Here is a 25751-nt window from a genome sequence, read left to right on the forward strand (position 1 = left end):
TCTAGTCCTCCTCTCCCAGGTAGGCCTTGAGGACCTCCGGGTGGCTCTGGATGTCCTCCGGGCCCCCCTCGGCGATCAGGGCGCCGAAGTTCATGCAGACGATGTGGGGGCAGATGGCCATCACCAGCTCCATGTGGTGTTCGATCACCAGGATGGTGAGCTTGAAGTCCCGGTGGATCCCCAGGATCAGGTCGTTGAGCTGTTCCACTTCCTCCGGGTTCATCCCCGCGGCGGGTTCGTCCAGAAGGAGCAGCTCCGGCTGGAGGGACAGGGCCCGGGCGATCTCCAGACGCCGCTGGAGGCCGTAGGGCAGGGTGCCCGCCGCCTGTTCGGCCCGGTCCGCCAGGCCCACCCGCTCCAGGAGTTCCATGCTATGGGTCCGGTTGGCCTTCTCCCGGCTCCCCCAGCGCCCCAGGTGGGTGCAGGCCTCGAAGAAGCCGTAGGGGTGGTGCTGCTGGCAGGCGGTCATGACGTTGTCCAGCACCGAGGAGGTGGGGAAGAGGCGCAGGTTCTGGAAGGTGCGGGCGATGCCCTTGCGGATCACCTCGTAGGTCTTCAGGGGGGTGATGTCCTCCCCCTTGAAGTGCACCTTTCCGTCGGAGACGTCGTAGACCCCCGTGATGAGGTTGAAGATGGTGGTCTTTCCCGCCCCGTTGGGGCCGATGAGCCCCGCCAGTTCCCCCTCCTGGAGGGAGAAGGTCATGTCCCGCACGGCCTGCACGCCCCCGAAGGCTTTCCCCACTCCGGTCAGTTCCAGCACCGCAGCCATGCGCTCACCTCCCCTCTCCTGCAGTGGTTTGTTCCGTGGACTGTTTCTTGCGCCCTCCGAAGATGTGGGCGAAGAACTTGCGGTTCAGCTCGTACTGCCCCATGAGTCCCTCAGGGCGGACCACCATGATGACCACCAGCACGAGGCCGTAGATCAGCATGCGGTACTGGGAGATGGGACGGAACAGCTCCGTCACCAGGGTGATGATCACCGTGCCCAGAAGGCATCCGCTCATGGAGCCCAGGCCTCCGAACACCACCACCGCCGTCAGCTCCGTGGACTTGTTCATGTCGAACATCACGGGCTGGATGAAGGACATGAACCCCGCCAGCAGGCCCCCCGCCACGCCGCAGTAGAAGGCGGAGATGGCCAGGGAGAAGACCCGGTAGTTGGCGGTGTGGAAGCCCAGGAGGGACGCGGCCAGGTAGTCGTCCCGGCAGGCCTTGAAGGCCCGGCCGAAGTTGCCGTTGATGAGCAGGAACATGGCGGCGGACATAACCACCAGGCAGCCCACCGCTACGGGCAGGGTGGTGAAGGCGTCGATGCCCGGATAGCCTCGGGCGCCCCGGGTGACGGACTGCCAGTTTTCGATGATGAGCCGGATGGCTTCCCCCAGGCCGATGGAGGCGATGGCGTAGTAGTCCCCCATGAGTTTCAGGGTGGGGATGCCGATGAGGTAGGCCAGCACCATGGCCACGATGCCCGCCAGGATCAGGGCGGCGAACCAGGGCAGACCGTACTCCACCGTGAGGATGGCCACCGTGTAGGCTCCCAGGGCCATGTACCCCGCGTGTCCGAGGCTGAAGATCCCCGTGAAGCCCGTGAGGAGGGAGATCCCCAGGGCGGCGATGCAGTTGATGCACAGCAGGATGACGATGCCTTCTCCGTAACCTCCCATGTCAGGGCACCTACACTTTCTCGCCCACGGACTTGCCGAAGAGTCCCGTGGGGCTGATCAGGAGGGTGACGATGAGGAGGGCGAAGACCACCAGGTCCCGGAACTGGCTGGAGATGAACCCGGCGGTGAGCATCTCCGCCAGGCCCAGGATGATGCTTCCCACCACCGCCCCGGGAAGGGAACCCAGGCCCCCGATCACCGCCGCCACGAAGGCTTTGATGGTGATCATCCCCAGCTGGGGGTACAGGGTATAGCGCACGGAGAGAAAGATGCCCCCCACCGCTGCCAGAAGCCCCGCCACGAAGAAGACGATGGAGATGAGGAGGTTCACGTTCACCCCCATGAGCCCGGCGGTGCGGAGGTTGTAGGACGCCGCCCGGATGGCCAGGCCCCACTTGGTCTTCACCAGGAAGAGCTGGAGCCCCACCAGGCAGACCACCGAGGTGACCAGGGAGAGGAGGTCGAAGGCGCTGGTGGTGGCCAGGCCGAAGAGGCTCACCGGGTCCGTGGGGATCACCGGAGGCAGGGCGCGGAAGCGGCCCCCCACGGTGACCACGAAGAGGTTCTCGATGACGATGCTCATGCCCATGGAAGCGATGAGGAGGTACAGGGTGACGTTGGTGCGTTCCCGGATGGGTTTGTAGGCCAGGCGCTCCGTCAGGATGGCGGAGACCCCCCCGGCCAGGAGGGAGAGGACGGCGGCCACCCAGATGTTGGTGCCCATGGCCTTGAGGGCGTAGTAGCAGGCGTATCCGCCGATGACCAGGAAGCCCCCGTGGGCGAAGTTGGAGAACAGAAGGATGGAATAGACCAGAGAGTATCCCACGGCGATGAGGGCGTAGACGGAACCGAGGGAGAGACCGTTGATGACCTGCTGGATTATCGTGTCCATCCAGGCCACCTCACTTTGTGGTTGAAGCGCGTTTCGGGCACCGAAGACCACCTCCGAATCGGACTATGCGCTCTGCCGTGGAGACAGGCACAAAGGAAATTGTACCAGAAGGGAAGTTTATTTTGCACGGCGAAAACCGGGGGGAAGCGAAGCAGGGAAACGAAGGCGAAGACTCTCCATATTCGAAAAAATCAAGGCATATGCCCGATGCAGCAGGGATTAACGGGGGCGTTGCCCCGGGGGATCCGGGGAACACCGGGTTGATTCCAGGAATTGCCATGCAAATTCGCAAAACGGCAAGGAACGCACCCTATTGCATCACCGGTTTCCTTTGAGGCCGCAGCCGTGGTCTTTGCTACAATCGGGACGAAAGGACGGTGGTCCCGATGGCGGAAGCGCTGCGTTGGTCCGTGGAATCCCTGGAGATCCCCGAGGGATGCAACCTGGTTCTGGGGCAGAGTCACTTCATCAAGACCGTGGAGGATCTTTACGAGGCCCTGGTCACCTCTTCCCCTTCCCTGGAGTTCGGCATCGCCTTCTGCGAGGCTTCCGGGGACTGCCTGATCCGCCGGGACGGCAACGCGCCGGACCTGGTGCAGGCTGCGGTGGAAAACGCCCGGCGGGTGAACGCGGGGCACGTGTTCGTGGTGCTGCTGCGAAACGGATACCCCATCAACGTGCTGGACCGGATCAAAAGGGTTCAAGAGGTGTGCCGGGTCTTCGCCGCCACCGCCAATCCCCTCCAGGTCCTGGTGGCCCAGACGGAGCAGGGCCGGGGCGTGGCGGGGGTGGTGGACGGGTTTCCCACCCTGGGGGTGGAGACGGAGGAGGATGCGGCGGGACGCCGACATCTGCTCCGGGAGATCATCGGCTACAAGCGCTGACCCCGACGCCCCGCCCAGAACCCCGCAAGGCAGAACGCTCCCGACAGGGCGAGCCCCAGGAAGAGGGGCTCGCCCTGTTGTCCTGTCAGGGGCCAGAGGAGGGTGCCCCCCAGCCCGGCCAGGGCAGAGGCCAGGGCCCAGGGTGGGGGAAGGCGCCCCGGGGCCAGGACCCCCAGGACCAGGGGGAAGAAGGTCCCCGCCCCCCGGAGACCCATGCTCAAATAGCTCCACTGAAGGATCAGGGAGCCTCCGCTTCGCGCCCCCAGGGCGGCGGCGGCGGCCACCACCCCCAGAACGGAGAGGCGCAGGGCCCGAATCTCCCCTCGCCCGTCCGCTCCCTTCCCGTTCCACCCCAGGGCGGGGAGGAGGTCCCGGGCCAGATTGGTTCCCATGCCCAGGGAGAGCCCCGCCGCGCAGCCCACCACGGTGATGAACAGGATCCCCCAGAGCAGCCCCGCCACGCCGGGGGAAAAGGAGTGGAGCAGAAACCAGGGCAGGGCTAGGGCCGGGTCGATGTCCACCCCCCATGCCCGCACGGAGAGTCCCACCCAGACCCCCAGAAGGCCCAGGGGAGGCATGAGCAGGGCGGACCACAGGGCTCCCCGCCGGGCCGTGGCCTCGTCTCGGGCGGCGAAGAGGGACTGGAGGTAGATCTGGGTGCAGAAGACCCCCACCACCAGGGAGACGCAGGCCCCCAGGTCCACCCCCAGGCCTCGCCCCAGGGGGTGAAACCAGGGGAAGAGGGGAAGGCTCTTCCATAGGAAGGTAGGGGTGGCGCCCTGGCTGTGGGCGGCCAGGGCGCAGAATGCCAGGACCCCGTAGAGGAGGAGGATCTTCGCCTGTCCCAGGGTGCCGTAGCTTCGCAGCCCCCCCAGAGCGATGAAGGCCAGCACCAGCAGGGCCGTGCCCCCCACCGCAAGGGCGGGAGGCAGGGGCAGCACGCTGGCCAGCAGCGCCGCCCCGGAGAGAAACTGGGCCACCACGGAGAGGAAGGTTCCCAGAAACGAAGCGGCCAGGGCCGTCAGGGCGGTCTTGCGCCCGTATCGCTCCTCCAGGAGCTGGATCAGGGTCTCCACCCCAAAGCGGCGCAGCGGGGCCGCAAATCCCCACCCCAGCAGGAGGCATCCGAGCCCGCCTCCCAGGGTGAACCACAGGGCGGAGAGTCCCGAGGTGTAGGCCAGCTGAGCGGTCCCCACCGTGGAGGCCCCTCCCACCAGAGCTCCCAGGAGGATGCCCACCACCGCCGGGGCGGAGGCGCTTCGCCCCGCCACGGTGAAATCGCTCCCGGAGCGGACGCGCCGGGCTCCCCAGACTCCCAGACCCGCAAAAGCCAGCAGCACCGTCGCCACCGCCAGGGTAAAAGTGACCACTATCGAGCCCCCCTCCACCCGGGTATGATACTCCTGGGGCTCTGGGCCCCGTTGCGCCCGGGGCCCCTTTCGCTTGAGGGCTGGCGGGTCGAAAACCTGCCTGGAAGGGGGCGTCATCACATGGTGGGATGGAAGGGATTTCGAGGCTGGGGGGTCCTGGCCCTCTGTTGTGCGGTCCTCTGGGGGTGCGTCGCCGAGGCCGCCCCCCTTTCCGCCCTGAAGGAGGGGTGGGGGTGGCCCGTGGTGGTCCTGCCGCCGGAAGGGGGATGGAACTCTCCCGCGGGGCAGTCGGTGAAGTGGGCCCTGCGCACTGCGGAGAGGGAGGTCTCCCTGACCCATCAGGGGGTCCACGGAAGGGACGTGGTGTTCCTCTACGCCCCCGTGGACACGAAGGAGGAGGCCCTGAAGCGTTTGCCCCAGTGGCGGGCCATGGGCGCGGGGGCCATCCTCTGCTTCGCCTCCGGGGACCTGGAGGCCGGATTGATCCAGGCCTGCGCGTACCAGGGGCCCTCCCTGATCCTGGCGGGCGGGGAGGAGCGGCGCATCCGGGATCCCAAGGGGAAGCCCTGTCCCTACCTCTTCGCCCTGGATCTGTACCGGAACTACCGGGCCAACGCCTTCGCCGCCCTGGCGGGGTCCCAGGGCAAGGAGCTGATGGGGATTCTGTCGGACCCCTACGCGGTGGACCTGGCCCGCACGGCCCGCCTGTCCGCCCGGTTCTTGGAGAAGCGGGGTGTCCCCAGCCGGAGTTTCTGGATGTCCGGGGAGGGGGATGATGAAATGGGGGTCCGCCTGGCGGAAATGGAATCCTCCGGAGCCGGGCGGGTAATCTGCTGGCTGGGGGGCATGGGGACCCGTTCTCTCTGGAAGACGGCGGCTTATTACCGTAAGTCCCTGAAGGTTTGGCATGGAGGGCCCTACGATCCGCTCCTTCAAGGGGCGGAGGGGGTGCTGTACCTGGAGCAGGACGCCCCCCTTCAGGAACGGCTGAAGGCCCAGGACGCCCTGCGCTGGAACGTCCTGCGCAAGACCCGGGTTCGGGTGACGGACCTGGTGTTGGCGGGAAAGGCGTACGCTTTGGGACACTGGGCCATCGGGGCTTTCCTGGAGGCGGGGACGAACGCCCCTGCCCCGGTGGCTGCCGCCCTGGCCCGGAACCGGGACGTGCCCCTTCTGGGGGAGACCCTCTCCATCAACCCGGGGACCCATCGTCCCCACCAGCGGGAGGTGGGGGTGATGCGGATTCGCAAGAACCAGCCCCCCCTCCGGGAGACCTCCCTGAAGGTGACCTCCCAGGGGGTGGTGGAGTGAGATGTCTTGAGTTTTCTGAACGATTTTGTTACTCTATGCGCATGTTGGCCGAGGAAGTGTACCGGGAAAAGAGGCTTCACGTAGGACTACCGAGGAGGGACTAGGGAAATGAAACTGAGCGAGGCGGTCCAGGCGATCGACGCCAAGGTGCTCTGCTGCGAGGACCAAGTCCGCGATATTGAGGTGCACTATGCCTATGCGTCGGACCTGATGAGCGACGTGCTGGCCTTCTGCGCCCCCGGCTCCATGCTTCTCACGGGCCTGACGAACATCCAGATCGTCCGCACCGCCCAGATGCTGGATCTTCCCGCCATCGTCTTCGTCCGGGGCAAGATGCCCCAGGAGGATACGATCCGTCTGGCGGAGAGCGCTGGGATCCCCATCCTGGTTTCTTCCTGGAGCATGTACGAAACCAGCGGGATCCTCTACGACAAGGGCGTCCCCGCCTGCGCCATCAGCCACAAGCAGAAGGAATAGGCTTCATGGACGGGCCTGTCTGTCTGGAGTACCAGGTGGAGGGGGACGACTTCCTGGCAGCGGGCGAGGCCTCCAACAACATCAAGGAAACCCTCAAGATGTTGGGGGTCCCGTCTGGCATTTGCCGCCGCGCGGCGGTGGTGACGTACGAAGTGGAAATGAACCTGGTCATCCACGCGGGGGGGGGAACCCTCAAGGCGTCCATCTCTCCGGAGAGACTGGTGATCCAGGCGGAGGACCAGGGACCGGGGATTCCCGACGTGTCCCTGGCCATCCAGGAGGGCTTCTCCACCGCTCCGGACCACATCCGGGAAATGGGTTTCGGGGCGGGCATGGGCCTTCCCAACATCAAACGGAACTCCGACGAATTCGGGATCGAGACGGAGGTGGGACGGGGGACCACCGTCCGGTCCGTGATCGTATTCCCTCAGGAACCGGATAGGGTCACGGAAAGCCAATGAGGTGAGCTGCCATGTCCCATAGCGTGAAGGTGTTCGAGGCGGCCTGCAAGGGTTGCGTCAACTGCCTCAAATCCTGTCCCACCGAAGCCATCCGCGTGGTCAACGGGTCCATCCGGATCCTGCCGGAACTCTGCATCGACTGCGGCGAGTGTCTCCGTACCTGCGGAAAGAAGGCTCTGGGGCTGGAGGAGGACGACTGGGAACTGATCCGCTCCCACCCGCCGGCGGTGCTGGCGGCGGACCCGACCTTTTTTGCCCAGTTCAGTGCCTACTGGCATCCTTCCATGGTTCAGGAGGCTCTGAAGGCGTGGGGGATGGAGTTGATCATGGATCAGGCGGCCACGGCCTTTGACCTGTCCGCCTACGCGGTGGCCCGGGCCTTGGAGATGTCCCCGCGACAGCACCTGCCCCTGATCTCCACGTACTGTCCTTCGGTGGTGCGCCTTATCCAGGTGCGCTTTCCGGAGCTGTTAGGGCGTCTGGTTCCGGTGGACAACCCCTTGAACATGCTGGGAGATCTCTGGCAGAGGGAGACGGGACGGGAGGATCCCATCACCCTTCTCTCTCCCTGTCCCTCCAAGATCACCATGGTCCGTACCCCCATCTGCCGGACGTCCACCCCCTTCGACCACGTGGTGTCGGTGCGTCGGGTCACCCGGCAGCTTTTGGCTGCGGGGCCCCAGATCGCCGAGACCCTGCCGGATCCGTCGAACCGCCGGTGGCTCAAATGGTCCCTCCGGGGGGGGGAGTCCCGGCACGTCCGGGCCTTCTCCAAGCGCAATCTCACCACCCTGGCGGTCTCGGGGCTGCGGAACACCCTGGACCTCCTTCAGGACCTGGAGCTGGGGCGCCTGGCGGGAGTGGACTTCGTGGAGTGCCGCATCTGCGATCTGGGCTGCATCGGGGGCATCGCCACCGCGGAGTCCCGCTTTTTGGCCAGTCTGCGCCTTCAGGCCCTGGAAACCCCCTGGGAACCCACCCCGGAAGAGCTTGAAACCGCAAAGACCCTCTACGAGGAGGATCGCTGGATCCTGGATCGGCCGATCCTGCCTCGGCCCCGACTGCCCCTGTCGGACAACCTCTCCGAGGCCATGAGCAAGCTCAAGGAAATGAAGGCCATCCATGCGGAGCTTCCCCACATCGACTGCGGTTCCTGCGGCAGGCCCTCCTGCAAGGCCATGGCGGAGGACATCGTCCGGGGAGAAGGGGAGATCACGGACTGCATCTTCAAGCTGCGGGAGGAGATCGGCGACCTGGCCACTCGGATCGTCTCCCTGTCGAAGAGCGTCCCCCATACGATCAAGGGGAGGAGCTGATCCCGATGACGGTGGAACAGATTTGCGCGGTCCTGGAGGCTCGGGTCTTTGTGCCCGGCAAGGGGGACAAGGAGGTCTCCTCGGTCTCCGCCGGGGACCTGCTGAGCTATGTCATGGGCACCGCCCAGGAGGGGGCCCTGTGGGTCACCATCCAGACCCACCTCAACGTGGCGGCGGTGGCGGTGCTGAAGGACATCCCCCTCATCCTCCTGGCGGCGGGGAGGCAGCCCGCCCCGGACCTGGCGGCTCGGTGCGCCGAGGAAGGCATCTGTCTGGCGGGGACCGACGCCAGCCTCTACGGCGCCTGCGCCCGACTGGCTTCCCTGGGATTGCCCGGTTGAAGGAACCGCGCCTTCGCCCCTTCCGGCTGGACCTGCACCTCCATTCGGTCCTTTCTCCCTGCGCGGAGCTGGAGATGGGGGCGGCGGAGATCGCCGCGAGGGCTCGGGAGATCGGCCTGGACGGTCTGGCCCTTACGGACCACAACGGGTCGGCCAACGTGCCGGCCCTTCGGCGTGCCTGCGTCGGGGGGCCGGCGGTGTTCGCCGGGGCGGAGGTGCAGACGGAGGAGGACATCCACGTGGTGTCCCTCTTCCCGGACGACGAGGCCGCCCTGGCCTTTCAGGGGTGGCTTTGGGAGCGCCTTCCCTCCACGCCCAACGATCCGGCGGTGTTCGGTTACCAGCTGGTGGTGGACGAAGGCGGAGGAATCCTGGACCAGATCGAACCCCTTCTGGTGCAGGGGGTGGCGGCGGGGATCGACGAGGTCCTCCGGGAGATCCGATCCCGGGGGGGGCTGTCCATCCTGGCCCACGTGGACCGGCCCTCCTTTTCCTACACCGCCGTGCTGGGCCCCGTGCCCCCGGACGTGGGAGCGGACGGGGTGGAGTTCTCCTGGCGCGCCCCGGAGGAGGAGCTGCGGGCGTTTCGACGTCGTCTCCCCCACCTTCCCCTCCTGCGTTCCTCCGACGCCCACCGTCTGGAGGACATGAGAGCGGACCGGACCTCCCTGTTCCTGCTGGAGTCTCCCTGTTTCGAGGAGCTGCGCCTGGCCCTGCGGGGCGAGGGAGGACGCCGCATCCTGGAACCCTGCCCCTTCCCCTGAACTTCGCTTTTTCCCTCTGAACTTATGCCGTGGACTGCTAGAATGGGTTCAGGTCCTCCGGCCTGCGGCTTGGCTGCCGCGCCCGGGGCCCAATCCAACCTGGGAGAGCGACCATGGCCAAACAACCCACCCTCCGTTATCGCTGTGCAGCCTGCAGCTACCTGAGCCTGACCCCCGTGGGGCGCTGTCCCTCCTGCGGGGCCTGGGGCACCCTGGAACCGGAGGAGACCGCTCCGGTGCGGCTTCCCTCCCCCTCCCGTGGCCGCTCCAAGCCCATAGCCCTTCCCGATGCCCCCCCGGAGACTCGTGTTTCCAGCGGCTTGGAGGAGCTGGACCGGGTGCTGGGGGGCGGCTGGCTCGCCGGAGGGGTGGTGCTGCTGGGGGGAGAGCCTGGGGTGGGGAAGTCCACCCTCCTCCTTCAGTCCTGCTGCGCCATGGCAGAGACGGGGGAGAAGGTGCTCTACGTCTCCGGGGAGGAGTCCGCCTCCCAGTTGGCCCTTCGGGCCCGTCGCCTCGGTCTGGAGACGCGGAACCTGTCCCTGCTCAGCACGGACGACGTGACGGAGGCCCTGGAGGAGGCGGACCCCTATGCCTTCGTGGTGTTCGACAGCGTCCAGGCCCTGAAGGACCCGGAGTCCACCGGCTGGCCCGGCTCCCCCCACCAGGTGCGCTCCGTGGCGGAACGGGTGCTGGCCTTCTCCAAGGGGCGACGAGTGCCCACGGTGCTGGTGGGACACATCACCAAGCAGGGGCAGATCGCGGGGCCCAAGCTGCTGGAACACCTGGTGGACGTGGTGCTCCTCTTCTGGGGGGAGAAGTCCTCCCGGAACCGGCTGCTCCGGGCGGAGAAGAACCGCTTCGGCAGCACCGACGAGCTGGGGGCCTTCGAGATGGGGGAGCGCGGCCTTTCCCCTCTTCTCGACCCGAGCCACCTCTACTGGAACGGGGAGGAGTCGGGGGTGCCTGGGGTGGCCCTGGGGGTTGTCCTGGAGGGCTCGCGTCCTCTGCTGACGGAGGTGCAGGCCCTGAGCTGTCCCTCTCCCTTCCCCTACCCCAAGCGCACCGCCCGGGGCATCGAGATGAACCGACTCCAGCTTCTCCTGGCGGTGTTGGAGCGACGCTGCGGCCTTTCCTCCCGCACCGGGGACGTGTACCTCAACGTGGCGGGGGGGCTGGTGGTGCAGGACCCTGCGGCGGATCTGGCGGTGTGTCTGGCCCTGGCGGGGGCCCTTCGGGACCTGTCCCTGGACGGGAAGACCTGTTTCGTGGGGGAGGTGGGGCTGGCGGGGGAAGTGCGCCCCGTGGCCCGGACCCTGGCCCGGCTGAAGGAGGCCGCCCGGTTCGGCTTCCGCCGGGCCTTCGTGAGCCGTCGGGGGCTGGATCGAGGGGAGACCTACCCCCTGGAGGTGGTCCCCGTGTCGAGCCTTTCGGAGGTGGTGAGGGCCGTGTTCCCCTGAAGCGCAGGCTGAGAGCGGGATTCCTGACGATTCTGTTGTGGGCCGTCCCCGCCTGGGGTGGGGAGGTCTGGGTCACCCGCCTGGACGGGGTGGTGGGGGTGGCCCTGGAGGAGCACCTGGACACGACCCTTCGCCGGGCCCGGGAGGAACGGGTCCACCTTCTGGTGGTGGAGCTGGACACCCCCGGGGGGCTGGTGGCCTCCATGAACGCCATGGCCCGGGCCATCGCCGGGTCCTCCGTCCCCGTGGCGGTGTGGGTGGGGCCCTCCGGGGCCCGGGCCGCTTCCGCGGGGGCCTTCCTCGTCCAGGCAGCCCACGTGGCTGCCCTGGCCCCGGGGACCCACCTGGGGGCCGCACACCCCGTGGGTCTGGGGGGCAAGGACCTGGAGTCCAAGGAACTGGACCGAAAGATCGTAAACGACCTTTCCGCCCGGATGCGGGCTCTCGCCCAGGAGCGGGGGCGCAACCCCGAAATGGCCGCCCGGATGGTGGGGGAGAGTGTTTCCCTCACCGCCCGGGAGGCCCTGAAAGAGCGAGTGGTGGATGCTCTGACGGCGGATGTCCCTGCGCTGCTTCGGGACGTGGAGGGACGCACGGTGGTCCTCCAGGGGGGGCGGGCCGTGGAGCTGCATCCCCGGGGTCAACGGATCGTTTCCGTCCCCCTGCCCCTGCGCCTCAAGCTGCTGGAGGCGGTATCCCGACCGGACGTGGCGGCCCTGGCTCTCTCCGCGGGGGTCTTCGCCCTGATCCTGGAGGCCTCCGCGCCGGGGGGGTATCTGTTCGGTACCGCCGGGGTGCTGCTCCTGCTGGTGGCGTCCTACGGCCTCAAGGTGCTCCCGGTGAACCTGGCGGGGGTGGCGCTGCTTCTGGCGGGGGTGGGCATCCTGGCGGCGGACCTGTTCGTGGGAGGGGTGGGAGTCTTGAGCCTTCTGGGAATCGGCGCGCTGGGAATGGGGGCCCTGCTGTCCTTCCGGGCTCCGGGAGGGGAGCTGCTGCCTCCCTCCTCCCCGTCCCTGTACGTGGTCTTGGCCCTGCTGGGACTGTGCTTTGCCGTTGTCCTCCGGGCGGTGTGGCGTGCCCAGCGGAAGCGCCCCACCTCGGGGGTGGAGGAGCTGACCCAGGCCTCCGCCCGGGTGGTAGTGGCCCTGGACCCGGAGGGCATGGTGCTGCACCGGGGGGAGCTGTGGAAGGCCCGTCTGCGGGAGGGCGGTTTTGCCCATGTGGGGGAGGAGGTTCGGGTGGTGGAGGTTCGGGGTCTGCTGTTGGAGGTGGAGTCCTTGTCCCCGGTGGAGGGGAAGGACCCGGTTTCGGATGAGGAGGGAAGCCCATGATCTTCGATCTGTTCAGCCTGTTGTGGGAGGCGGGGACCAGCCTGGTGGGGCTGCTCCTGGTTCTGATGTTCCTGGGGGCGGCGGTGAAGGTGGTTCCGGAGTACCAGCGGGCGGTGGTGTTTCGCCTGGGGCGTCTGGTGGGGGGGAAGGGGCCGGGGCTCATTCTGGTGATCCCCGTGGTGGACCGGGTGCTTCGGGTGGACCTGCGGGTGGTGACCCTGGACGTGCCGGTGCAGGAGGTGATCACCCGGGACAACGTGCCCATCAAGGTGAACGCGGTGGTGTATTTCCGGGTCATGGACCCCTCCCGGTCGGTGGTGGAGGTGGAGAACTACATCATGGCCACCAGCCAGCTCTCCCAGACCACCCTGCGGTCCGTCATCGGTCGGTCGGAGCTGGACGAGGTGCTCTCCGCCCGGGACAAGATCAACCTGGAGCTGCAGCAGATCATCGACGAGCGCACGGATCCCTGGGGGATCAAGGTCAGCGCCGTGGAGGTGAAGGAGCTGGAGCTGCCCGAGGGGATGAAGCGGGCCATGGCGCGGCAGGCGGAGGCGGAGCGGGAGCGGCGGGCCAAGGTCATCGCCGCGGAGGGGGAACTTCAGGCGGCGGAGAAGCTCTTCCAGGCGGCGGAGGTGATGGACCGGTCGCCGGTGACGCTGCAGCTTCGGTACCTCCAGACCCTGCGGGAGGTGGCCAGCGAGAAGAACTCCACCACCATCTTCCCCCTGCCCATCGACCTGTTGCGACCCTTTCTGAAGAAGGCGGAACGTCCGGAGGACTGAACCCGCAAGGGGAGGCGGAACTGCCGGGAGGAGGCCCTCGGGCCTCCTCCCACTTCGTGGGAGCCCTTCCGTCTTTTTGCGCCCCCCGGGGAGGCTGGCTATAATGGGGCGAACTCGACTTGGAGCGGGTCATCACGGGACGGAGGCGAAGCTAGCCATGGCGTACGATTTCGGGTCCATCGAGCCCAAGTGGCAACGAACCTGGGCGGAGCAGGGAGTCTTCCACGTGGAGAAGGACGGGAAGGGTCCCAAGTTCTACTGTCTGGAGATGTTCCCCTACCCCAGCGGCGCCCTGCACATGGGGCACCTGCGGAACTATTCCATCGGGGACCTCCTGGCCCGGTTCCTGCGGATGCAGGGGTACAACGTGCTGTACCCCATCGGGTTCGATGCCTTCGGGCTGCCCGCGGAGAACGCGGCGCTCAAATACGGGGTTCAACCCTCCGAGTGGACCTGGAAAAACATCGACCACATGACGGAACAGCTCCATCGTATGGGGTGCAGCTACGACTGGCGCCGTCGGGTGGAGACCTGCAACCCCGACTACTACCGCTGGACCCAGTGGCTCTTCCTCCAGTTCTTCAAGAAGGGCCTGGCCTACCGCAAGCACGCCCCGGTGAACTGGTGCGATTCCTGCCAGACCGTGTTGGCCAACGAGCAGGTCATCGACGGGGGACACTGCTGGCGCTGCGGCACCGCCGTGAAGAAACGGGGTCTGGAGCAGTGGTTCCTGCGCACCACCGACTATGCCCAGGAGCTGCTGGATTGCCTGGACGAGCTGCCCGGGTGGCCCGAGCGGGTCAAAATCATGCAGAAGAACTGGATCGGCCGGTCCGAGGGGGTGCGCCTGTCCTTCCGCATCGAGGGTACGGATCTGGACATGGAGGCCTTCACCACCCGCATCGACACCATCTATGGGGTCACCTTCGCGGCCCTGGCGGCGGAGAACCCCCTGGTGGAGGAGCTGGCGAAGCGCTCTCCCCGGGGCGAGGAGATCCGGGCCTTCGTGCGGAAGGTGGTCCACCAGAGCGAGATCGACCGCACCGCCGTGGGAGGGGAGAAGCTGGGGATGGACACGGGCTTCTTCGTCCTCAATCCGGTGAACGGGGAGCGGATCCCCCTGTGGATCGCCAACTACATCCTCATGGACTACGGCACCGGCGCCATCATGGGGGTCCCTGCCCACGACCAGCGGGACTTCGAGTTCGCCCGCAAGTACGCCATCCCGGTGATCCCGGTGATCCGTCCCGCCGACGGCCCCGTGCCCGACGGAGACGCCCTGGAGGCGGCCTTCGAGGCCGACGGGGTGCAGTGCAACTCCGGCTCCTTCGACGGGATGCCCACCGCCGAGGCCCTGTCCGCCATGAGCCGGTGGTTCGAGGAGCAGGGCTGGGGCAAGCGGGAGGTGAACTACCGCCTCCGGGACTGGCTTATCTCCCGGCAGCGCTACTGGGGAGCCCCCATTCCGGTGGTGACCTGCGAGAAGTGCGGCATCGTCCCGGTGCCGGAGGACCAGCTCCCGGTGCTGCTGCCCATGGACGTGAAGGTCCTGGAGGGAGGCGGCACCCCCCTGCCCGGGGCGACGGAGTGGGTCCACACCACCTGCCCCCGCTGTGGCGGCCCGGCGGTGCGGGAGACGGACACCATGGACACCTTCATCTGCTCGTCCTGGTACTTCCTGCGCTATACCTCCCCCTGGACGGACGCGGAGCCCTTCGCCCACGACGACGCGGCCTACTGGATGCCCGTGGACCAGTACATCGGGGGCATCGAACATGCCTGCCTGCACCTGATCTACGCCCGGTTCTTCACCAAGGTCTGCTCCGACCTGGGCCTCCTGCCCCAGACCGTCCGGGAGCCCTTCACCAACCTCCTCACCCAGGGAATGGTCCTCAAGGAAGGCACCAAGATGTCCAAGTCCAAGGGGAACGTGGTGGACCCGGACGAGATCATCCGGCGCTACGGGGCGGACACGGCGCGCCTGTTCATCCTCTTCGCCTCCCCGCCGGAGAAGGACCTGGACTGGTCCGACAAGGGAGTGGAGGGGGCCCACCGCTTCCTGGGGCGGGTGCACCGGCTGGTGGAGGACCGCCTGGAGGGGTTGCGCGCCGCCGGGGCTCCCCTGGCGTCCTCGGACCTCCCCCGTCGGGAGGACCGGGACCTCAAGCGCCTGATCCACGGCACCATCGACCGGGTCACCCGGGACATCCGGGACGAGCGGCAGTTCAACACCGCCGTGGCCCGGCTTATGGAGCTTTCCAACGCCCTGGGGGCCTTCAAACCCGCCGACGGGACCGCCTGGAGGGTGCTACGGGAAGGGGTGGAGACCCTGCTGGTGTGCCTTTCTCCCTTCACCCCCCACCTGTGCGAGGAGCTGTGGCAGATGTTGGGACACCAGGATCTCCTGGCCCGGCACCCCTGGCCCCAGGTGGACCGGACCGCCCTGGCGGCGGAGGTGGTGACGGTGGTGCTTCAGGTGAACGGCAAGGTCCGGGAGCAGCTGGAGATGCCCGCGGGGCTTTCCCGGGAGGCCCTGCAGGAGCAGGTGCTGGCCCACGAGGCGGTGGCGGCCCGGCTTGCGGGCAAGGAGATCCTCAAGGTCATCGCCGTGCCGGACAAGTTGGTGAACGTGGTGGTGAAGCCCTAGTGCCCCACGTGGTGTTGCTGGTCTCCTCGGGCAGCGGCCGTCGCCGTCTGCTGGAGGAGACCCTGGCGAGGCTTGCAGGGCCCGACTCGGAGGTGCTCTCCGCGCGGGAAGGGGAGACGTGGGTTTCCCTTTTGGCGGACAACCTCTCCGGGGGGCTTTTCGACGAGCGTCGGATCGTGGTGGTGGACGGGGCCCAGGAACTGGGCCCCCTGCCCCCCGCCTGCGTCGCTCTCCTGGAACCCCCCGAAGCCTCCACCACCCTGGTGCTGCTGTACGAACAGGATCCGGGCAAGGCGCTTCCGCCGGAGGCCCGGGAGCGGATCGTCCGGGTGGAGAGCCGTCCCCTGCCTCGTTTCGGCCGGGAGCGGCTGGACTGGATCGAGGGGATCGCCCGGGAGGAGGGGGTGCGCCTGGAGCCGGGGGCACTGGCCCTGCTCTCCGAGGCCTTCGAGGACCCGGGGGAGCTGGCCATGGAGGTGCGCAAGCTGGCCTTGCTGGGGGAGACGGTGGGGGAGGAACAGGTTCGAGCCCTGTGCCTGGGAGACGGGAGCCGCCTTCTGGTGCAGTTTCTGGACCACCTCTGCCGAGGGCAGGCTGTTCCCGCCCTGGCCTGTCTGGAGGGGCTTCGGCGCCGGGACGAGGTGATTCCCGTGCTGGCGGCTCTGCACAACCGCTTTCGCCTGGCCTGGTGGGGGGCCCGGTTCCCCAGGAGGTCCGGCCAGGTGGAGCGGTTCCTGAAGGCCCGGCCCTACGCCTGGAAGCTGGCCCAGCAGGCGGGGGCCCGGTATGGCCTGGCGGCCCTCACCCGCTTTACCGGAGACCTCATCGGGCTCAACCTGCAGGAGAAGACCGGCCAGGGAACCGGTTGGGCGGGGGTGGAGCTGGCGGTGCAGGGGCTGCTTCGGGCAAGAAAAAACGAGGGATCCCGCGGGCATCCCTCGTCCATGGCAGCCGTTCGTCGGTAAGGCCCGGAAGAACTAAGCCTGAGCCGTCTTCAGGAGAACGTGAACCTTGGCGGCGACACCCGACTTCCGCCGGGCTGCGGTGTTGCGGTGGATCACGCCCTTGACCACTGCCTTGTCCAGGACGCTCTGGGCTTCCACCAGGCGCTTGCCTGCCAGATCCTTGTCCCCTTGGGCCACCGCTTCCAGGACCTTCTTCACCGCGTTCTTGCAGCGGGTCTTCCAAAAACGGTTGTACAGGCGGTTCCGCTCGGCCACCAGGACCCTCTTTGCCGCGGATTTCTTGTTCGGCACTGCCGTCACCTCCTTTTTCCGAAACGCATTGGATCATAGCATACCCGACCGGGGCGGGGCAACCGCGGAGGGAGCTCCGCGCGGTTGCCCCGTTTCGGCGGCCTGTGCTATAGTATCAAGGCTTTTCCGAAAGGGTCCATGCGCGTCACCACGTCGAAACGGGAGGTGTCACCAGTGAAACGGACGTATCAGCCGCACAACGTTCCCCGGAAGCGTTCCATGGGCTTTCTGGAGCGTTCCGCTTCCCCCAGCGGCCGCAACATCCTGCGCAACCGGCGCCGCAAGGGCCGCAAGCGCCTCGCCGTCTAGCTTCCCGTGCCCAGCGAACCGCAAGGCGAAGCCGCGGATCACGGCGAAGCTCGATTCGGATTTTCCCGGGCTCTCCGCCTGAAGCGGGGATGGGAGTTCGACCTCGTATTCCGCACCGGCCGTCGAGCCCATGGCGAGCTGGTGCGGTTGTTCTTTGTGGAGAGGCCCGGAGAGGCCACCCAGGTGGGGGTTACCGTGGGGCGCAAGGTGGGCAAGGCGGTCTTCCGCGTTCGGGGTCGTCGATGGATGCGGGAATCCTTTCGCCGCCTTCTTCCCTGGGTGCGCCCGGGGTTCTGGGTCGTGGCCTCCCTCCGGGAACGAGGCTTGGCGGTGGGGGCGAGGCCCGTATATCGGGAGATGGCCCGTCTGTTCCGTCAGGCGGGATTGCTCCGAGAGGATTGGCCCGGAGAGGATTGGGACGTGGACCGTGGAGAAAGTCGGTCTGCCCGCCCGGATGGCCATGGGGGCGGTGCGGTTCTACCAGAGATGGATCTCCCCGCTTCTGGGGGATAACTGTCGCTTCCACCCCACCTGTTCCCAGTACATGGTGGAGGCGTTGGGGCGTTTTGGCCTCCTGAAGGGTCTGTGGCTGGGGACGGCGAGGATCCTGCGCTGCGGTCCCTGGCACCCGGGAGGGTACGATCCGGTGCCGGAGGTCTGGCCCCGAAGGGGCGGGCCACCGGGCCCACGACATGAACGAGGAAGGTGAACGCCCTTGGGCTCGCTTTGGAACGCTGCCGGGAACCTCATGCTCGGCACGCTCAATTTCTTCTACGGACTGACCCACTCCTACGGCCTGGCCATCATCCTGCTCACCCTGGCCGTGCGGGTGCTGCTCCACCCCCTTTCCCACAAACAGCTCATGAGCATGCAGCGCATGCAGAAGATCCAGCCCCGCCTGAAGGTGATCCAGGAGAAGTACGCCGGGGACAAGGAGAAGCTGAACCAGGAGATGATGAAGCTCTACAAGGAGAACGGGGTGAACCCCGCGGCGGGCTGCATGCCCCTGCTGGTGCAGCTCCCCATCTTCATCCTCCTGTACCGGGTCCTGATGCAATACGACTTCGCCAAGGCCACCTTCCTGGGGGTAGGCCTGGACACCAGCGCCCTGGGGGCTCTGGCCGCTGCGGTGGGGATGCCCGTCAAGAACGCCAGCTTCGGTTCGGTACTCCAGGGATTGGCAGCCCACCCCGAAGGGCTGATGCGCCTGGACCTCTACGGTCCCGTGGTGATCCTTATCGTCCTGGTGGGTTTTCTCACCTGGTTCCAGCAGCGCCTGAGTTCCGCCAACAACCCCCAGATGGCCTTCCTTAACTGGTTCATGCCCCTGTTCATGTCCTTCATCTGCCTGAGCCTTCCCGGGGGAGTCATGCTCTACTGGGGTTCCTCCTCCTTCATCAGCGTGGCCCAGCAGTGGAGGGTGATGCACAAGGCGGAGCAGGAAATGCAGGTCAAGCCCACGCTCCACAAGAACAAGCCCGAGGAAGCCGGAGCGGGCAAGGACGACTAGACGGCCTCAAGAGCGGCGTTCGCAAGGGGAGGCGATGGAATGACGACGGAAGGACAGGAGACCTTGGTTCTGGAAGTGGCCACCCTGGAGGAGGCCCAGGAGCAGGGATCGAAGCACTGGGGACTGGAACCCGAGGACCTCTCGTTTTCGGTGCTGGATGAGGAAAAACGTCTCTTCGGCCTGTTGGGACGGAAGCTGCGGGTGGAGGTGGCCCCTCTGGCCGCCCCGGGGCTTCTGAAGGTGCGCCGCCACGCCCGGGAGCTTCTTTCCCGGATGGAGCTGGAGGTGCAGCCCGAGATCACCCCCGAGGGGCTCCTGAACCTGGTGGGCGACGATGCGGGCATCGTCATCGGGCGCTACGGAGAGACCCTCAAGGCCCTGGAGTTCCTCACCAACCTCATGCTCCACGAGGAGGCGGGGGGGCATCGGGTGCGCTTCGACTGCGGCGGGTATCGGGAGCGGCGCGAGGCCAGCCTCACCCGGCTGGCGGAGTCCGCCGCCCGGGACGCAGTGCGCAAGGGACGTCCCATCAGCCTGGACCCCATGTCCAGCTGGGAACGCCGCATCATCCACGTGGCCCTGAAGGACGACGGAGAGGTGGAGACCCGGTCGGTGGGGGACGAACCCCTCCGCAAGGTGGTCGTCTGGCCCAAGCACCGCAAGGAACGCCGTCCTCAGCGACGCCTGTCCACTTCCTTCTAGATGTTCCCCGTCCTCTTCAACCTGGGGCCGCTGGAGGTCCAGAGCTACTACGTGCTCTGGACCACAGCGCTGTGCCTCTTCGTCCTCACCTCCCGGCGCCGGGCGGTGGCGCGGTACGGGTTGGACTACGACGACGTCACGGACGTGCTTTTCTGGGTCTTCCTGGGTTGTCTCGTGGGGGCACGCCTGGGGGGCTATGGGGACTACTGGTCCTACTACGTCGCCCATCCGGAGAAGATCCTTCGCGTCTGGGAGGGAGCCATGTCCTCGGGACCCGCGTTTCTGGGGGGGGGGCTGGCGGGACTCTGGCGGGTCCGCCGCAAGGGGCTTTCCCTGGGGGCCTTCGCGGAGTCCGTGGCGGTTCCCGCCGCCTGGATGGTGGGAATCGGGCGGTGGGGGTGTCTGCTGAACGGCTGCTGCGTGGGGCGGATCACCTCTTCTCCCTTGGGGGTGCACTTTCTTCGAGATCCCGAAGGGGTCCTGCGCTTCCCCTCTCAGCTTTTCGAATCCCTGGGGGCGTTTGCCATCGCCCTGACCCTCATGGGGCTGGAACGGCGGCTTCGCTGGGACGCCGCCCAGGCGAAACGGGGAGCGGTCCTTTGGCCCCTCTTCCTGATCCTCTACGGCCTGTATCGCCTGGCCGCGGACGTGCTGCGGGACGGGGACCGCATCCTGGGCCTCCGGGTGGGGCAATACCTGGGCGCCCTGGCCCTGGCGGTGGGGGCTGCCTGGCTGATCGTTTCCTGGAGAGGGCGGCGGCGCTTCCGGGGATGAACCGAGGGGATTTCTCCTGCACACAAGAGACAAACCGGAAGGCGGCGGATTCCCTCAAGGGGTCCGCCGCCTTCGTCGTGGATCCTGAAGAGGGGTCGTTTCAAAGAGAGGGACCACTCTGACAACAGGAGCGGTTTCAGCGGTAGACGTCGCTCCGATGGGCGATCCGGACGACGAGAGAACCAACAGCACGTCGTCGCGGATCTCGTAGACAATGCGGTATCGCCCCACGCGAACCCGATAAGCTTCGCTCCCCGTCAGCTTCAGGCTGCCTCGGGGGCGGGGACACTCTTCCAGAGACAGAAGGGCCAGAGCGACCCGCTCCGCTGCGTCTCGGGGGAGCGCTTTGAGTTCCTTGGCGGCTCCGACTGCGAGTTCGACCCGGTAAAGGTCAGTTAAGGCTCATCTCCTTGAGGATGTCGCGAAGAGGAACGGACGGTTCGTTCCGGCGCTCCTGGGTGACCCAGAGATCCTCCGCATCTTCGAGGTTCCTTTGGTAGGTCAGAAAGGCCGCGTAGCTTGCGACTTTCTCAACATCCTCCGGGGGAAGATTCCGGATCAGGCGGTACATGTCCCGTCGGGTCCTGCGGTCTCGCGTGATGACGGCCATGGGATCACCCCCTTTCTGGGACGATTATATCGCCCGGAAGACTGACGGGTCGTGGGTGGGTGGTAGCGGGCAGGTGGTTTTCCCGGGGAGAGCGCAACGCACGAGGGAGGGCCTGGGGCCCTCCCTCGCCGTTTCTCCTGGGGTCTTCCCCCTTTAGAACACCGCGTAGTCCGCGTCTCGGGGATTGCATAAAAACATGTGGCCTGGCGAGTGCGTGATCACGAAGGGGGGCTTGGAGGCCATCACCACCGCCTGGGGGGTGACGCCGCAGGCCCAGAACACCGGGGTCTCTCCGGGGCGGATGGGCACCGGGTCCCCGAAGTCCGGCCGGTTCACGTCGGCGATGCCGAGGGCTTCGGGGTCGCCGATGTGGATGGGGGCGCCGTGGACCGAGGGGAAGCGGCCCGTGCAGAGAACCGCCTTGGGCACCAGGGGGTTGGGGACGGGCCTCATGCTCACCACCGTGGGACCGGCGAAGCGCCCTGCGGGGACGCAGGGTCGGTTGGTGATGTACATGGGCACGTTGGTGCCTTCCTCGATGTGGCGCACCGGCACCCCCGCCTCCAGCAGGGCTCCCTCGAAGGAGAAGGAGCAGCCCAGGAGGAAGGCCACCAGGTCGTCCCTCCACAGGTGGCGGATGTCCGTGGGCTCCTCCGTCAGCACCCCGTCCCGGTAGACCCGGTAGCGGGGCAGGTCGGTGCGCAGATCCGCCCCCGGGGCCACCAGCCGGGGCTCCGGGGATCCGGGTTCCGTCACGTCCAGCACCGGGCAGGGTTTGGGGTTTCGCTGGCAGAAGAGGAGGAATTCGAAGGCCCAATCCGCCGGGAGGATGGCCATGTTGGCCTGCACGTGTCCCCGGCACAGCCCCGCCGTGGGTTCCGTCCAGGCCCCCGTCCGGATGATCCGCCGCATCTCCTCCGGGGAAGTGGCGCCGTGGGCGGCGGTACGCTCCGCCAGGGTGCCGCCGCAGAGAAGGTCGCTCACAGTCCCAGCACCTCCTTGAGGGAACAGACCTGAACCCCCGCGGCCTCCAGGGCCTTTCGGGCCGCCAGGGCCATCTCCACCGCCTCGGGGGTGTCCCCGTGGAAGCAGATGGAGTGGGGGCGGAAGGCGATCTCCGTGCCCTCCACGCTTCGCACCTTGCCCTCCGTGGCCATGCGCACCACCCGGGCTGCGGCCTCCTGGGGGTCGTGGATCAGGGCTCCGGGCTGGGAGCGGGGCACCAGGGTCCCGTCGGCCTGGTAGCCCCGATCGGCGAAGGCCTCCGCCCCGTAGGGAACCCCCACGGCCTCCGCGGCCCTGTCAAAGGCGGACCCCGCCAGGCCCAGGAGGATCAGTCCCTTCCCCGCGTCCTTCACCGCCCGGGCGATGGCTTCCGCCAGGGCGGGATCCTTGGCGGCCTGGTTGTACAGGGCCCCGTGGGGCTTTACGTGGACCAGGGGCACCCCTGCGGCGTCGCAGAAGGCCCGCAGCGCCCCGATCTGATACAGACAGTTGGTGTAGGCCTCCCAGGGGGTGCAGGCCAGGGTCCTCCGTCCGAAACCCTGGAGGTCCGGGTGTCCCGGGTGGGCTCCCACGGACACCCCGTGGCGGGCGCAGAGCTTCACGGTGGTCTCCATCACCTGGGGGTCCCCGGCGTGGAAACCGCAGGCCACGTTGGCGGAGCTGACCGCCCTCAGGACCGCCTCGTCGTCTCCCAGCACGTAGGTTCCGAAGCTTTCCCCCAGATCGCTGTTCATGTCCATGCGGTGCATGTGGGCCTCCTTCCTCCCGGGGTTAGGCCCCGGGGCTGACCTGTACGTCGTACTCCCGTCCCTCCAGGCGCAGGCGGAAACGACGGGGGCCCTCCCCCTGGAGGGAGGGGGTTTCCTGTCGGCTGCGCCAGGAGGCCCGCACGCTCCCGGCCCGGCGGAGCCGTTCCTCGAAGTCCCGCAGGACCGCCGTGGCCTCCTCCGGGGTGGTCCGTCGAAACCGGACCCCCTGTCCCGGGAGGCGCTGGGCCAGTTGGGCCACGGACCAGGCGGAGAGCACCCCGATCTTGGTGTAGCCCCCCGTGGTCTGCCGATCCGCCAGCATGGCGATGGGCTGGCCGTGTCCGGGCACCTGGATCGCCCCCAGGGGGATGGCGTCGGACACGATGTCCGCCCCCGCAAGGTGCTCCACCGCCGGTCCCTCGAAGCGGTAGCCCATGCGGTCCGCCTCGGGGGAGATGGCGTACTCGTTTCCGAAAAACGTCTCCAGCCCCTGGGGGGTGAAGGCGTCCGTCTGGGGGCCCTCCAGCACCTCCAGGGGGGCCAGGGGATCCCAGCGGGGTCTCATGTCCTCGGGACAGGGTAGCCCTTCTCCCCGAGCCCACAGGGGGTCCGGAGAGCCGGAAACGATCTCGTCCCCCGCCGCCAGCGCCCGGCCCTGAAAACCTCCCAGACGGGCACGCAGGTGGGTGGAGCGGCTGCCCATCACCGAGGGCACCTCCACCCCCCCGGCAAGGCACAGGTTTGCCCGGCACCCCCCGGAACCCAACCCCCCGAAGGAGATCCGGCACCCCCGGGAGACCCGGTAGACCCGCCAGGGCTCCGCCGGGATTCCGTCCAGGCGCATCTTCAGGTCCCCTCCGGCCAGGATCAGGGTTCCCCCCTCCAAGACCTCCAGCTCCGGTCCCATCACGGTGAGTTCCAGGGCCGCCGCCCCCTCCCCGTTGCCCAGCAACACGTTCCCCAGGCGCAGGGAGAAGGGGTCCATGGCCCCGGAGACGGAGACCCCTCGGGACTGGTGCCCCCAGCGTCCCAGGTCCTGCACCGTGGTGAGCATCCCGGGTTTGTGCACCAGAAGGCGCATCACCGGCTTCCCCCTTCCCGGATCCGGGTCACCCGGTAGGCCCCCGAGGTCACCTGGGCTTCCAGGTCCACGTAGGTCTTCTCGTCCACCCGCTGAAAGCGGATCCAGTCCCCCGCGTCTACCAGGGTGGGGGGGGTGCCGTTCGGGTCGAAGAGCCGCAGGGGGGTGCGGCCGATGAGCTGCCATCCCCCGGGGCTGTCCATGGGGTACACCCCGGTCTGTTTGCCCGCGATGCCCACGCTGCCCCCGGGGATCACCGTGCGGGGGTTGGCCAGGCGCGGGGTGGCCAGGGATTCGTCCATCCCCCCCAGATAGGGGAAACCGGGGGTGAAGCCCAGCATGAAGCAGTAACAGTCCCGAGCCGTGTGTCGGCGGATCACTTCCTCCTGGGACAGCCCCGTGTGGGTCGCCACGTTCGCCAGGTCCGGACCGTGCTCCCCGCCGTAGCACACCGGCAGCACCACCACGGACCGTTCCGCTTCCTCCTCGTCCCGGAATTCCGTCAGGGAGCCGCGGATCCGGTCTTCCAGGTCCTCCCGGCGGCAGACCAGGGGGTCGAAGTACACCGCCAGGGAGCGGTAGGTGGGGACGCATTCCCGCAGTCCCGCCGGGGGAGCGTCCTCCAGGGAGCGCCTGAGGAGCTGGAGCCTGGCGTTGGAGGGCCGATGGATCTCGTCGGCAAACTCCACCACCAGGCATCCTTCCCCGGCGCCCAAGAGTTTCGGTGTCTCGTAGATCGCCAAGCCCATGCGCCTCCTCGGGATCGTCCTACTTGAACATGTCCAGGATCTTCGTCAGGGAGGTGACCCCCATCCACCCCGTGAAGGCCACCATGATGTACCCCATGATACTCATCCAGAGGGGGTGCTTGTAGTCGCCCACGATGTCCTTGCGGTGGGCCGCCAGGAGCATGGACACCAGGGCCACGGGGAGGATCAGGCCGTTCACCGCCCCGGCGAAGATGAGCAGACGCACGGGCTTGCCCACGGTGACGAAGATGGCCGTGGAGGCCACGATGAACCCGATGATCCAGTACCGCTGGTTGGCCTCGATGGTCTTGGCCAGGGTGCGAAGGAAGGAGATGGAGGTGTAGGAGGCTCCCACCACGGAGGTCACCGCGGCGGCCCACAGGATCACCCCGAAGGCCTTGTAGCCCAGCTCGCCCGCGCCGATGCGGAAGGCGGAGGCGGGGGGATTCTCCGGATCCAGGGGGTGTCCCATCACCACGACCCCCAGGATGGCCAGAAAGAGGAGGTACCGCATGACTGCGGTGATGCTGATGGCGTTGATGGAGCCCGCGCTGATCTGCTTCAGGTGGTCCTTGCCCACCACCCCCGCGTCGATGATCCGATGGGCCCCGGCGAAGGTGATGTAGCCTCCCACGGTTCCTCCCACCAGGGTGAGCACCATCATCCAGTCGATCTTGGAGGGAAGGACCGTTTCCTGCAGGGCCAGAGCCACGGGGGGCTGGGTCTTCACCACCACGATGAACACCAGGGCGATCATGAGGAAGCCCAGGATTTGGGCGAATTTGTCCATGGCCTTGCCCATCTCCTTATTCAGGAAAAGGAGGATGGCCAGGGCGGCGGAGAGGGCCGCTCCGGGGATCAGGGGCACCCCCGCCACCACGTTGAGCCCCATGGCGGCTCCCGCCACGTTGCCGATGTTGAACACCAGCCCCCCCAGGGCCACCGCGAAGGCCAGGAAGTACCCCAGCCCGGGGAAGACCTTGTTGCCCACGTCCTGGGCCCTCATGCCCGAGACCCCCAGGATGCGCCAGATGTTGAGCTGCACCACCATGTCGATGAGCACCGAGGCCAGGATGGCAAAGCCGAAAGCCGCCTGGAGCTTCTCCGTGAACACCGCCGTCTGGGTCAGAAAGCCCGGCCCGATGGCGGACGTGGCCATGAGGAACGCCGCCCCCATCAGGACGCTCAGGGTCCCCGCCTTGTTCTCCTTGCCGCCCAGCAACTTCCCGTTCTCCGACATGTGCGACCACCTCCGATAAAGGATGAGAATGCCTCACCCTCTCTCTATGCAAAAAGACTGCCA

General features: G+C 67.3%; 29 protein-coding genes and 1 pseudogene. 18 read left to right on the forward strand and 12 right to left on the reverse strand.

Translation table 11 applies throughout. The features are described 5' to 3' along the window. Window position 1: 1 nt before the first annotated feature. Genes APAU_RS05430 through APAU_RS05440 form a run of 3 tightly spaced genes read right to left on the reverse strand, consistent with a single transcriptional unit; the run spans window position 2 to window position 2559 of the window. A complete protein-coding gene (locus APAU_RS05430; protein WP_006300717.1) occupies window positions 2–769 on the reverse strand; it encodes an ABC transporter ATP-binding protein in 768 nt (255 codons plus the stop codon). 4 nt (window positions 770–773) lie between these two features. Continuing rightward, window positions 774–1667 (reverse strand): branched-chain amino acid ABC transporter permease, encoded by an 894-nt coding sequence (locus APAU_RS05435; protein WP_006300718.1) that lies wholly within the window; start codon window positions 1665–1667, stop codon window positions 774–776. 10 nt (window positions 1668–1677) lie between these two features. After that, window positions 1678–2559, reverse strand: coding sequence for a branched-chain amino acid ABC transporter permease (locus tag APAU_RS05440; RefSeq protein ID WP_006300719.1), 882 nt, complete (start codon window positions 2557–2559; stop codon window positions 1678–1680). A gap of 386 nt (window positions 2560–2945) precedes the next feature. On the opposite strand from APAU_RS05440, the gene APAU_RS05445 reads away from it, so the two are divergent. Beyond that, window positions 2946–3443 carry an adenosine-specific kinase gene (locus tag APAU_RS05445; RefSeq protein ID WP_006300720.1) on the forward strand — a complete coding sequence of 166 codons (498 nt, stop codon included), beginning with the start codon at window positions 2946–2948 and terminating at the stop codon, window positions 3441–3443. On the opposite strand, the gene APAU_RS05450 is transcribed toward APAU_RS05445, so the two are convergent. Next, a complete protein-coding gene (locus tag APAU_RS05450; protein ID WP_006300721.1) occupies window positions 3431–4813 on the reverse strand; it encodes a sodium:solute symporter family protein in 1383 nt (460 codons plus the stop codon). The genes APAU_RS05445 and APAU_RS05450 overlap by 13 nt on opposite strands. Before the next feature lie 120 nt (window positions 4814–4933). On the opposite strand from APAU_RS05450, the gene APAU_RS05455 reads away from it, so the two are divergent. The 11 genes from APAU_RS05455 (at window position 4934) to holA (ending at window position 16668) form a co-directional block, all read left to right on the forward strand. Then, window positions 4934–6124 carry an ABC transporter substrate-binding protein gene (locus APAU_RS05455; RefSeq protein ID WP_006300722.1) on the forward strand — a complete coding sequence of 397 codons (1191 nt, stop codon included), beginning with the start codon at window positions 4934–4936 and terminating at the stop codon, window positions 6122–6124. 108 nt (window positions 6125–6232) lie between these two features. Then, complete coding sequence (locus APAU_RS05460; RefSeq protein ID WP_006300723.1) at window positions 6233–6601, forward strand: DRTGG domain-containing protein; 369 nt, start codon at window positions 6233–6235, stop codon at window positions 6599–6601. A 5-nt stretch (window positions 6602–6606) separates the two neighbouring features. Continuing rightward, on the forward strand, window positions 6607–7062 hold the full coding sequence (locus APAU_RS05465; RefSeq protein WP_006300724.1) for an ATP-binding protein: 456 nt from the start codon (window positions 6607–6609) through the stop codon (window positions 7060–7062). Window positions 7063–7073: 11 nt separating this feature from the next. Continuing rightward, window positions 7074–8378, forward strand: coding sequence for a [Fe-Fe] hydrogenase large subunit C-terminal domain-containing protein (locus tag APAU_RS05470; RefSeq protein WP_006300725.1), 1305 nt, complete (start codon window positions 7074–7076; stop codon window positions 8376–8378). A 5-nt stretch (window positions 8379–8383) separates the two neighbouring features. Then, on the forward strand, window positions 8384–8719 hold the full coding sequence (locus tag APAU_RS05475; RefSeq protein ID WP_006300726.1) for a hypothetical protein: 336 nt from the start codon (window positions 8384–8386) through the stop codon (window positions 8717–8719). Then, window positions 8716–9483 (forward strand): PHP domain-containing protein, encoded by a 768-nt coding sequence (locus APAU_RS05480; protein ID WP_006300727.1) that lies wholly within the window; start codon window positions 8716–8718, stop codon window positions 9481–9483. The genes APAU_RS05475 and APAU_RS05480 overlap by 4 nt, the downstream gene beginning before the upstream one ends. 113 nt (window positions 9484–9596) lie before the next feature. Further along, the gene (radA, locus tag APAU_RS05485) at window positions 9597–10940 is read left to right on the forward strand and encodes a DNA repair protein RadA (protein ID WP_006300728.1); all 1344 of its coding nucleotides are present in this window, start codon (window positions 9597–9599) and stop codon (window positions 10938–10940) included. Window positions 10941–10975: 35 nt separating this feature from the next. Further along, window positions 10976–12271, forward strand: coding sequence for an NfeD family protein (locus APAU_RS05490; RefSeq protein ID WP_006300729.1), 1296 nt, complete (start codon window positions 10976–10978; stop codon window positions 12269–12271). Beyond that, entirely contained in the window at window positions 12268–13056 is a 789-nt protein-coding gene (locus APAU_RS05495; protein ID WP_006300730.1) for a slipin family protein, read from the forward strand. Before APAU_RS05490 ends, APAU_RS05495 begins: the two co-directional genes overlap by 4 nt. A gap of 157 nt (window positions 13057–13213) precedes the next feature. Beyond that, window positions 13214–15703 carry a leucine--tRNA ligase gene (gene leuS, locus APAU_RS05500; protein WP_006300731.1) on the forward strand — a complete coding sequence of 830 codons (2490 nt, stop codon included), beginning with the start codon at window positions 13214–13216 and terminating at the stop codon, window positions 15701–15703. Continuing rightward, on the forward strand, window positions 15703–16668 hold the full coding sequence (gene holA, locus APAU_RS05505; RefSeq protein ID WP_006300732.1) for a DNA polymerase III subunit delta: 966 nt from the start codon (window positions 15703–15705) through the stop codon (window positions 16666–16668). The genes leuS and holA overlap by 1 nt, the downstream gene beginning before the upstream one ends. Before the next feature lie 12 nt (window positions 16669–16680). On the opposite strand, the gene rpsT is transcribed toward holA, so the two are convergent. Then, window positions 16681–16959 carry a 30S ribosomal protein S20 gene (rpsT, locus tag APAU_RS05510; protein ID WP_006300733.1) on the reverse strand — a complete coding sequence of 93 codons (279 nt, stop codon included), beginning with the start codon at window positions 16957–16959 and terminating at the stop codon, window positions 16681–16683. Window positions 16960–17133: 174 nt separating this feature from the next. Between rpsT and rpmH the strand changes: the two genes are divergently transcribed. The 6 genes from rpmH to APAU_RS05535 are packed head-to-tail and all read left to right on the forward strand — an operon-like array spanning window position 17134 to window position 20254. Then, window positions 17134–17268: a 50S ribosomal protein L34 gene (gene rpmH / locus APAU_RS05515; RefSeq protein WP_040344920.1), complete on the forward strand. Its 135-nt coding sequence runs from the start codon at window positions 17134–17136 to the stop codon at window positions 17266–17268. A 6-nt stretch (window positions 17269–17274) separates the two neighbouring features. Further along, window positions 17275–17781 carry a ribonuclease P protein component gene (rnpA, locus tag APAU_RS12995; RefSeq protein WP_083806770.1) on the forward strand — a complete coding sequence of 169 codons (507 nt, stop codon included), beginning with the start codon at window positions 17275–17277 and terminating at the stop codon, window positions 17779–17781. Beyond that, window positions 17696–17977 carry a membrane protein insertion efficiency factor YidD gene (gene yidD, locus APAU_RS05520; protein WP_434219048.1) on the forward strand — a complete coding sequence of 94 codons (282 nt, stop codon included), beginning with the start codon at window positions 17696–17698 and terminating at the stop codon, window positions 17975–17977. Before rnpA ends, yidD begins: the two co-directional genes overlap by 86 nt. A 39-nt stretch (window positions 17978–18016) precedes the next feature. Next, on the forward strand, window positions 18017–18778 hold the full coding sequence (locus APAU_RS05525) for a YidC/Oxa1 family membrane protein insertase (RefSeq protein WP_006300736.1): 762 nt from the start codon (window positions 18017–18019) through the stop codon (window positions 18776–18778). A gap of 39 nt (window positions 18779–18817) precedes the next feature. Next, complete coding sequence (gene jag / locus APAU_RS05530; protein WP_006300737.1) at window positions 18818–19480, forward strand: RNA-binding cell elongation regulator Jag/EloR; 663 nt, start codon at window positions 18818–18820, stop codon at window positions 19478–19480. Then, window positions 19481–20254: a prolipoprotein diacylglyceryl transferase gene (locus APAU_RS05535; protein WP_006300738.1), complete on the forward strand. Its 774-nt coding sequence runs from the start codon at window positions 19481–19483 to the stop codon at window positions 20252–20254. A 54-nt stretch (window positions 20255–20308) separates the two neighbouring features. Here the strand turns inward: APAU_RS05535 and APAU_RS14885 are convergent. From APAU_RS14885 to APAU_RS05565, 7 genes and pseudogenes are all read right to left on the reverse strand, one after another. Then, window positions 20309–20623: pseudogene (locus APAU_RS14885) on the reverse strand (type II toxin-antitoxin system RelE family toxin); the annotation flags it as partial. Between the two features lie 22 nt (window positions 20624–20645). Next, window positions 20646–20825: a hypothetical protein gene (locus APAU_RS05540; RefSeq protein WP_198004037.1), complete on the reverse strand. Its 180-nt coding sequence runs from the start codon at window positions 20823–20825 to the stop codon at window positions 20646–20648. 192 nt (window positions 20826–21017) lie between these two features. Then, window positions 21018–21848 (reverse strand): putative hydro-lyase, encoded by an 831-nt coding sequence (locus tag APAU_RS05545; protein ID WP_006300740.1) that lies wholly within the window; start codon window positions 21846–21848, stop codon window positions 21018–21020. Beyond that, window positions 21845–22618: a LamB/YcsF family protein gene (locus tag APAU_RS05550; RefSeq protein ID WP_006300741.1), complete on the reverse strand. Its 774-nt coding sequence runs from the start codon at window positions 22616–22618 to the stop codon at window positions 21845–21847. Before APAU_RS05550 ends, APAU_RS05545 begins: the two co-directional genes overlap by 4 nt. Before the next feature lie 22 nt (window positions 22619–22640). Further along, entirely contained in the window at window positions 22641–23699 is a 1059-nt protein-coding gene (locus tag APAU_RS05555) for a 5-oxoprolinase subunit C family protein (protein WP_006300742.1), read from the reverse strand. Then, window positions 23699–24442, reverse strand: coding sequence for a 5-oxoprolinase subunit PxpB (gene pxpB / locus APAU_RS05560; protein WP_006300743.1), 744 nt, complete (start codon window positions 24440–24442; stop codon window positions 23699–23701). The genes APAU_RS05555 and pxpB overlap by 1 nt, the downstream gene beginning before the upstream one ends. A gap of 25 nt (window positions 24443–24467) precedes the next feature. Continuing rightward, on the reverse strand, window positions 24468–25688 hold the full coding sequence (locus APAU_RS05565; protein ID WP_006300744.1) for an NRAMP family divalent metal transporter: 1221 nt from the start codon (window positions 25686–25688) through the stop codon (window positions 24468–24470). Window positions 25689–25751 lie beyond the last annotated feature (63 nt).

Source organism: Aminomonas paucivorans DSM 12260 (assembly GCF_000165795.1).
GTDB classification, from domain to species: domain Bacteria; phylum Synergistota; class Synergistia; order Synergistales; family Synergistaceae; genus Aminomonas; species Aminomonas paucivorans.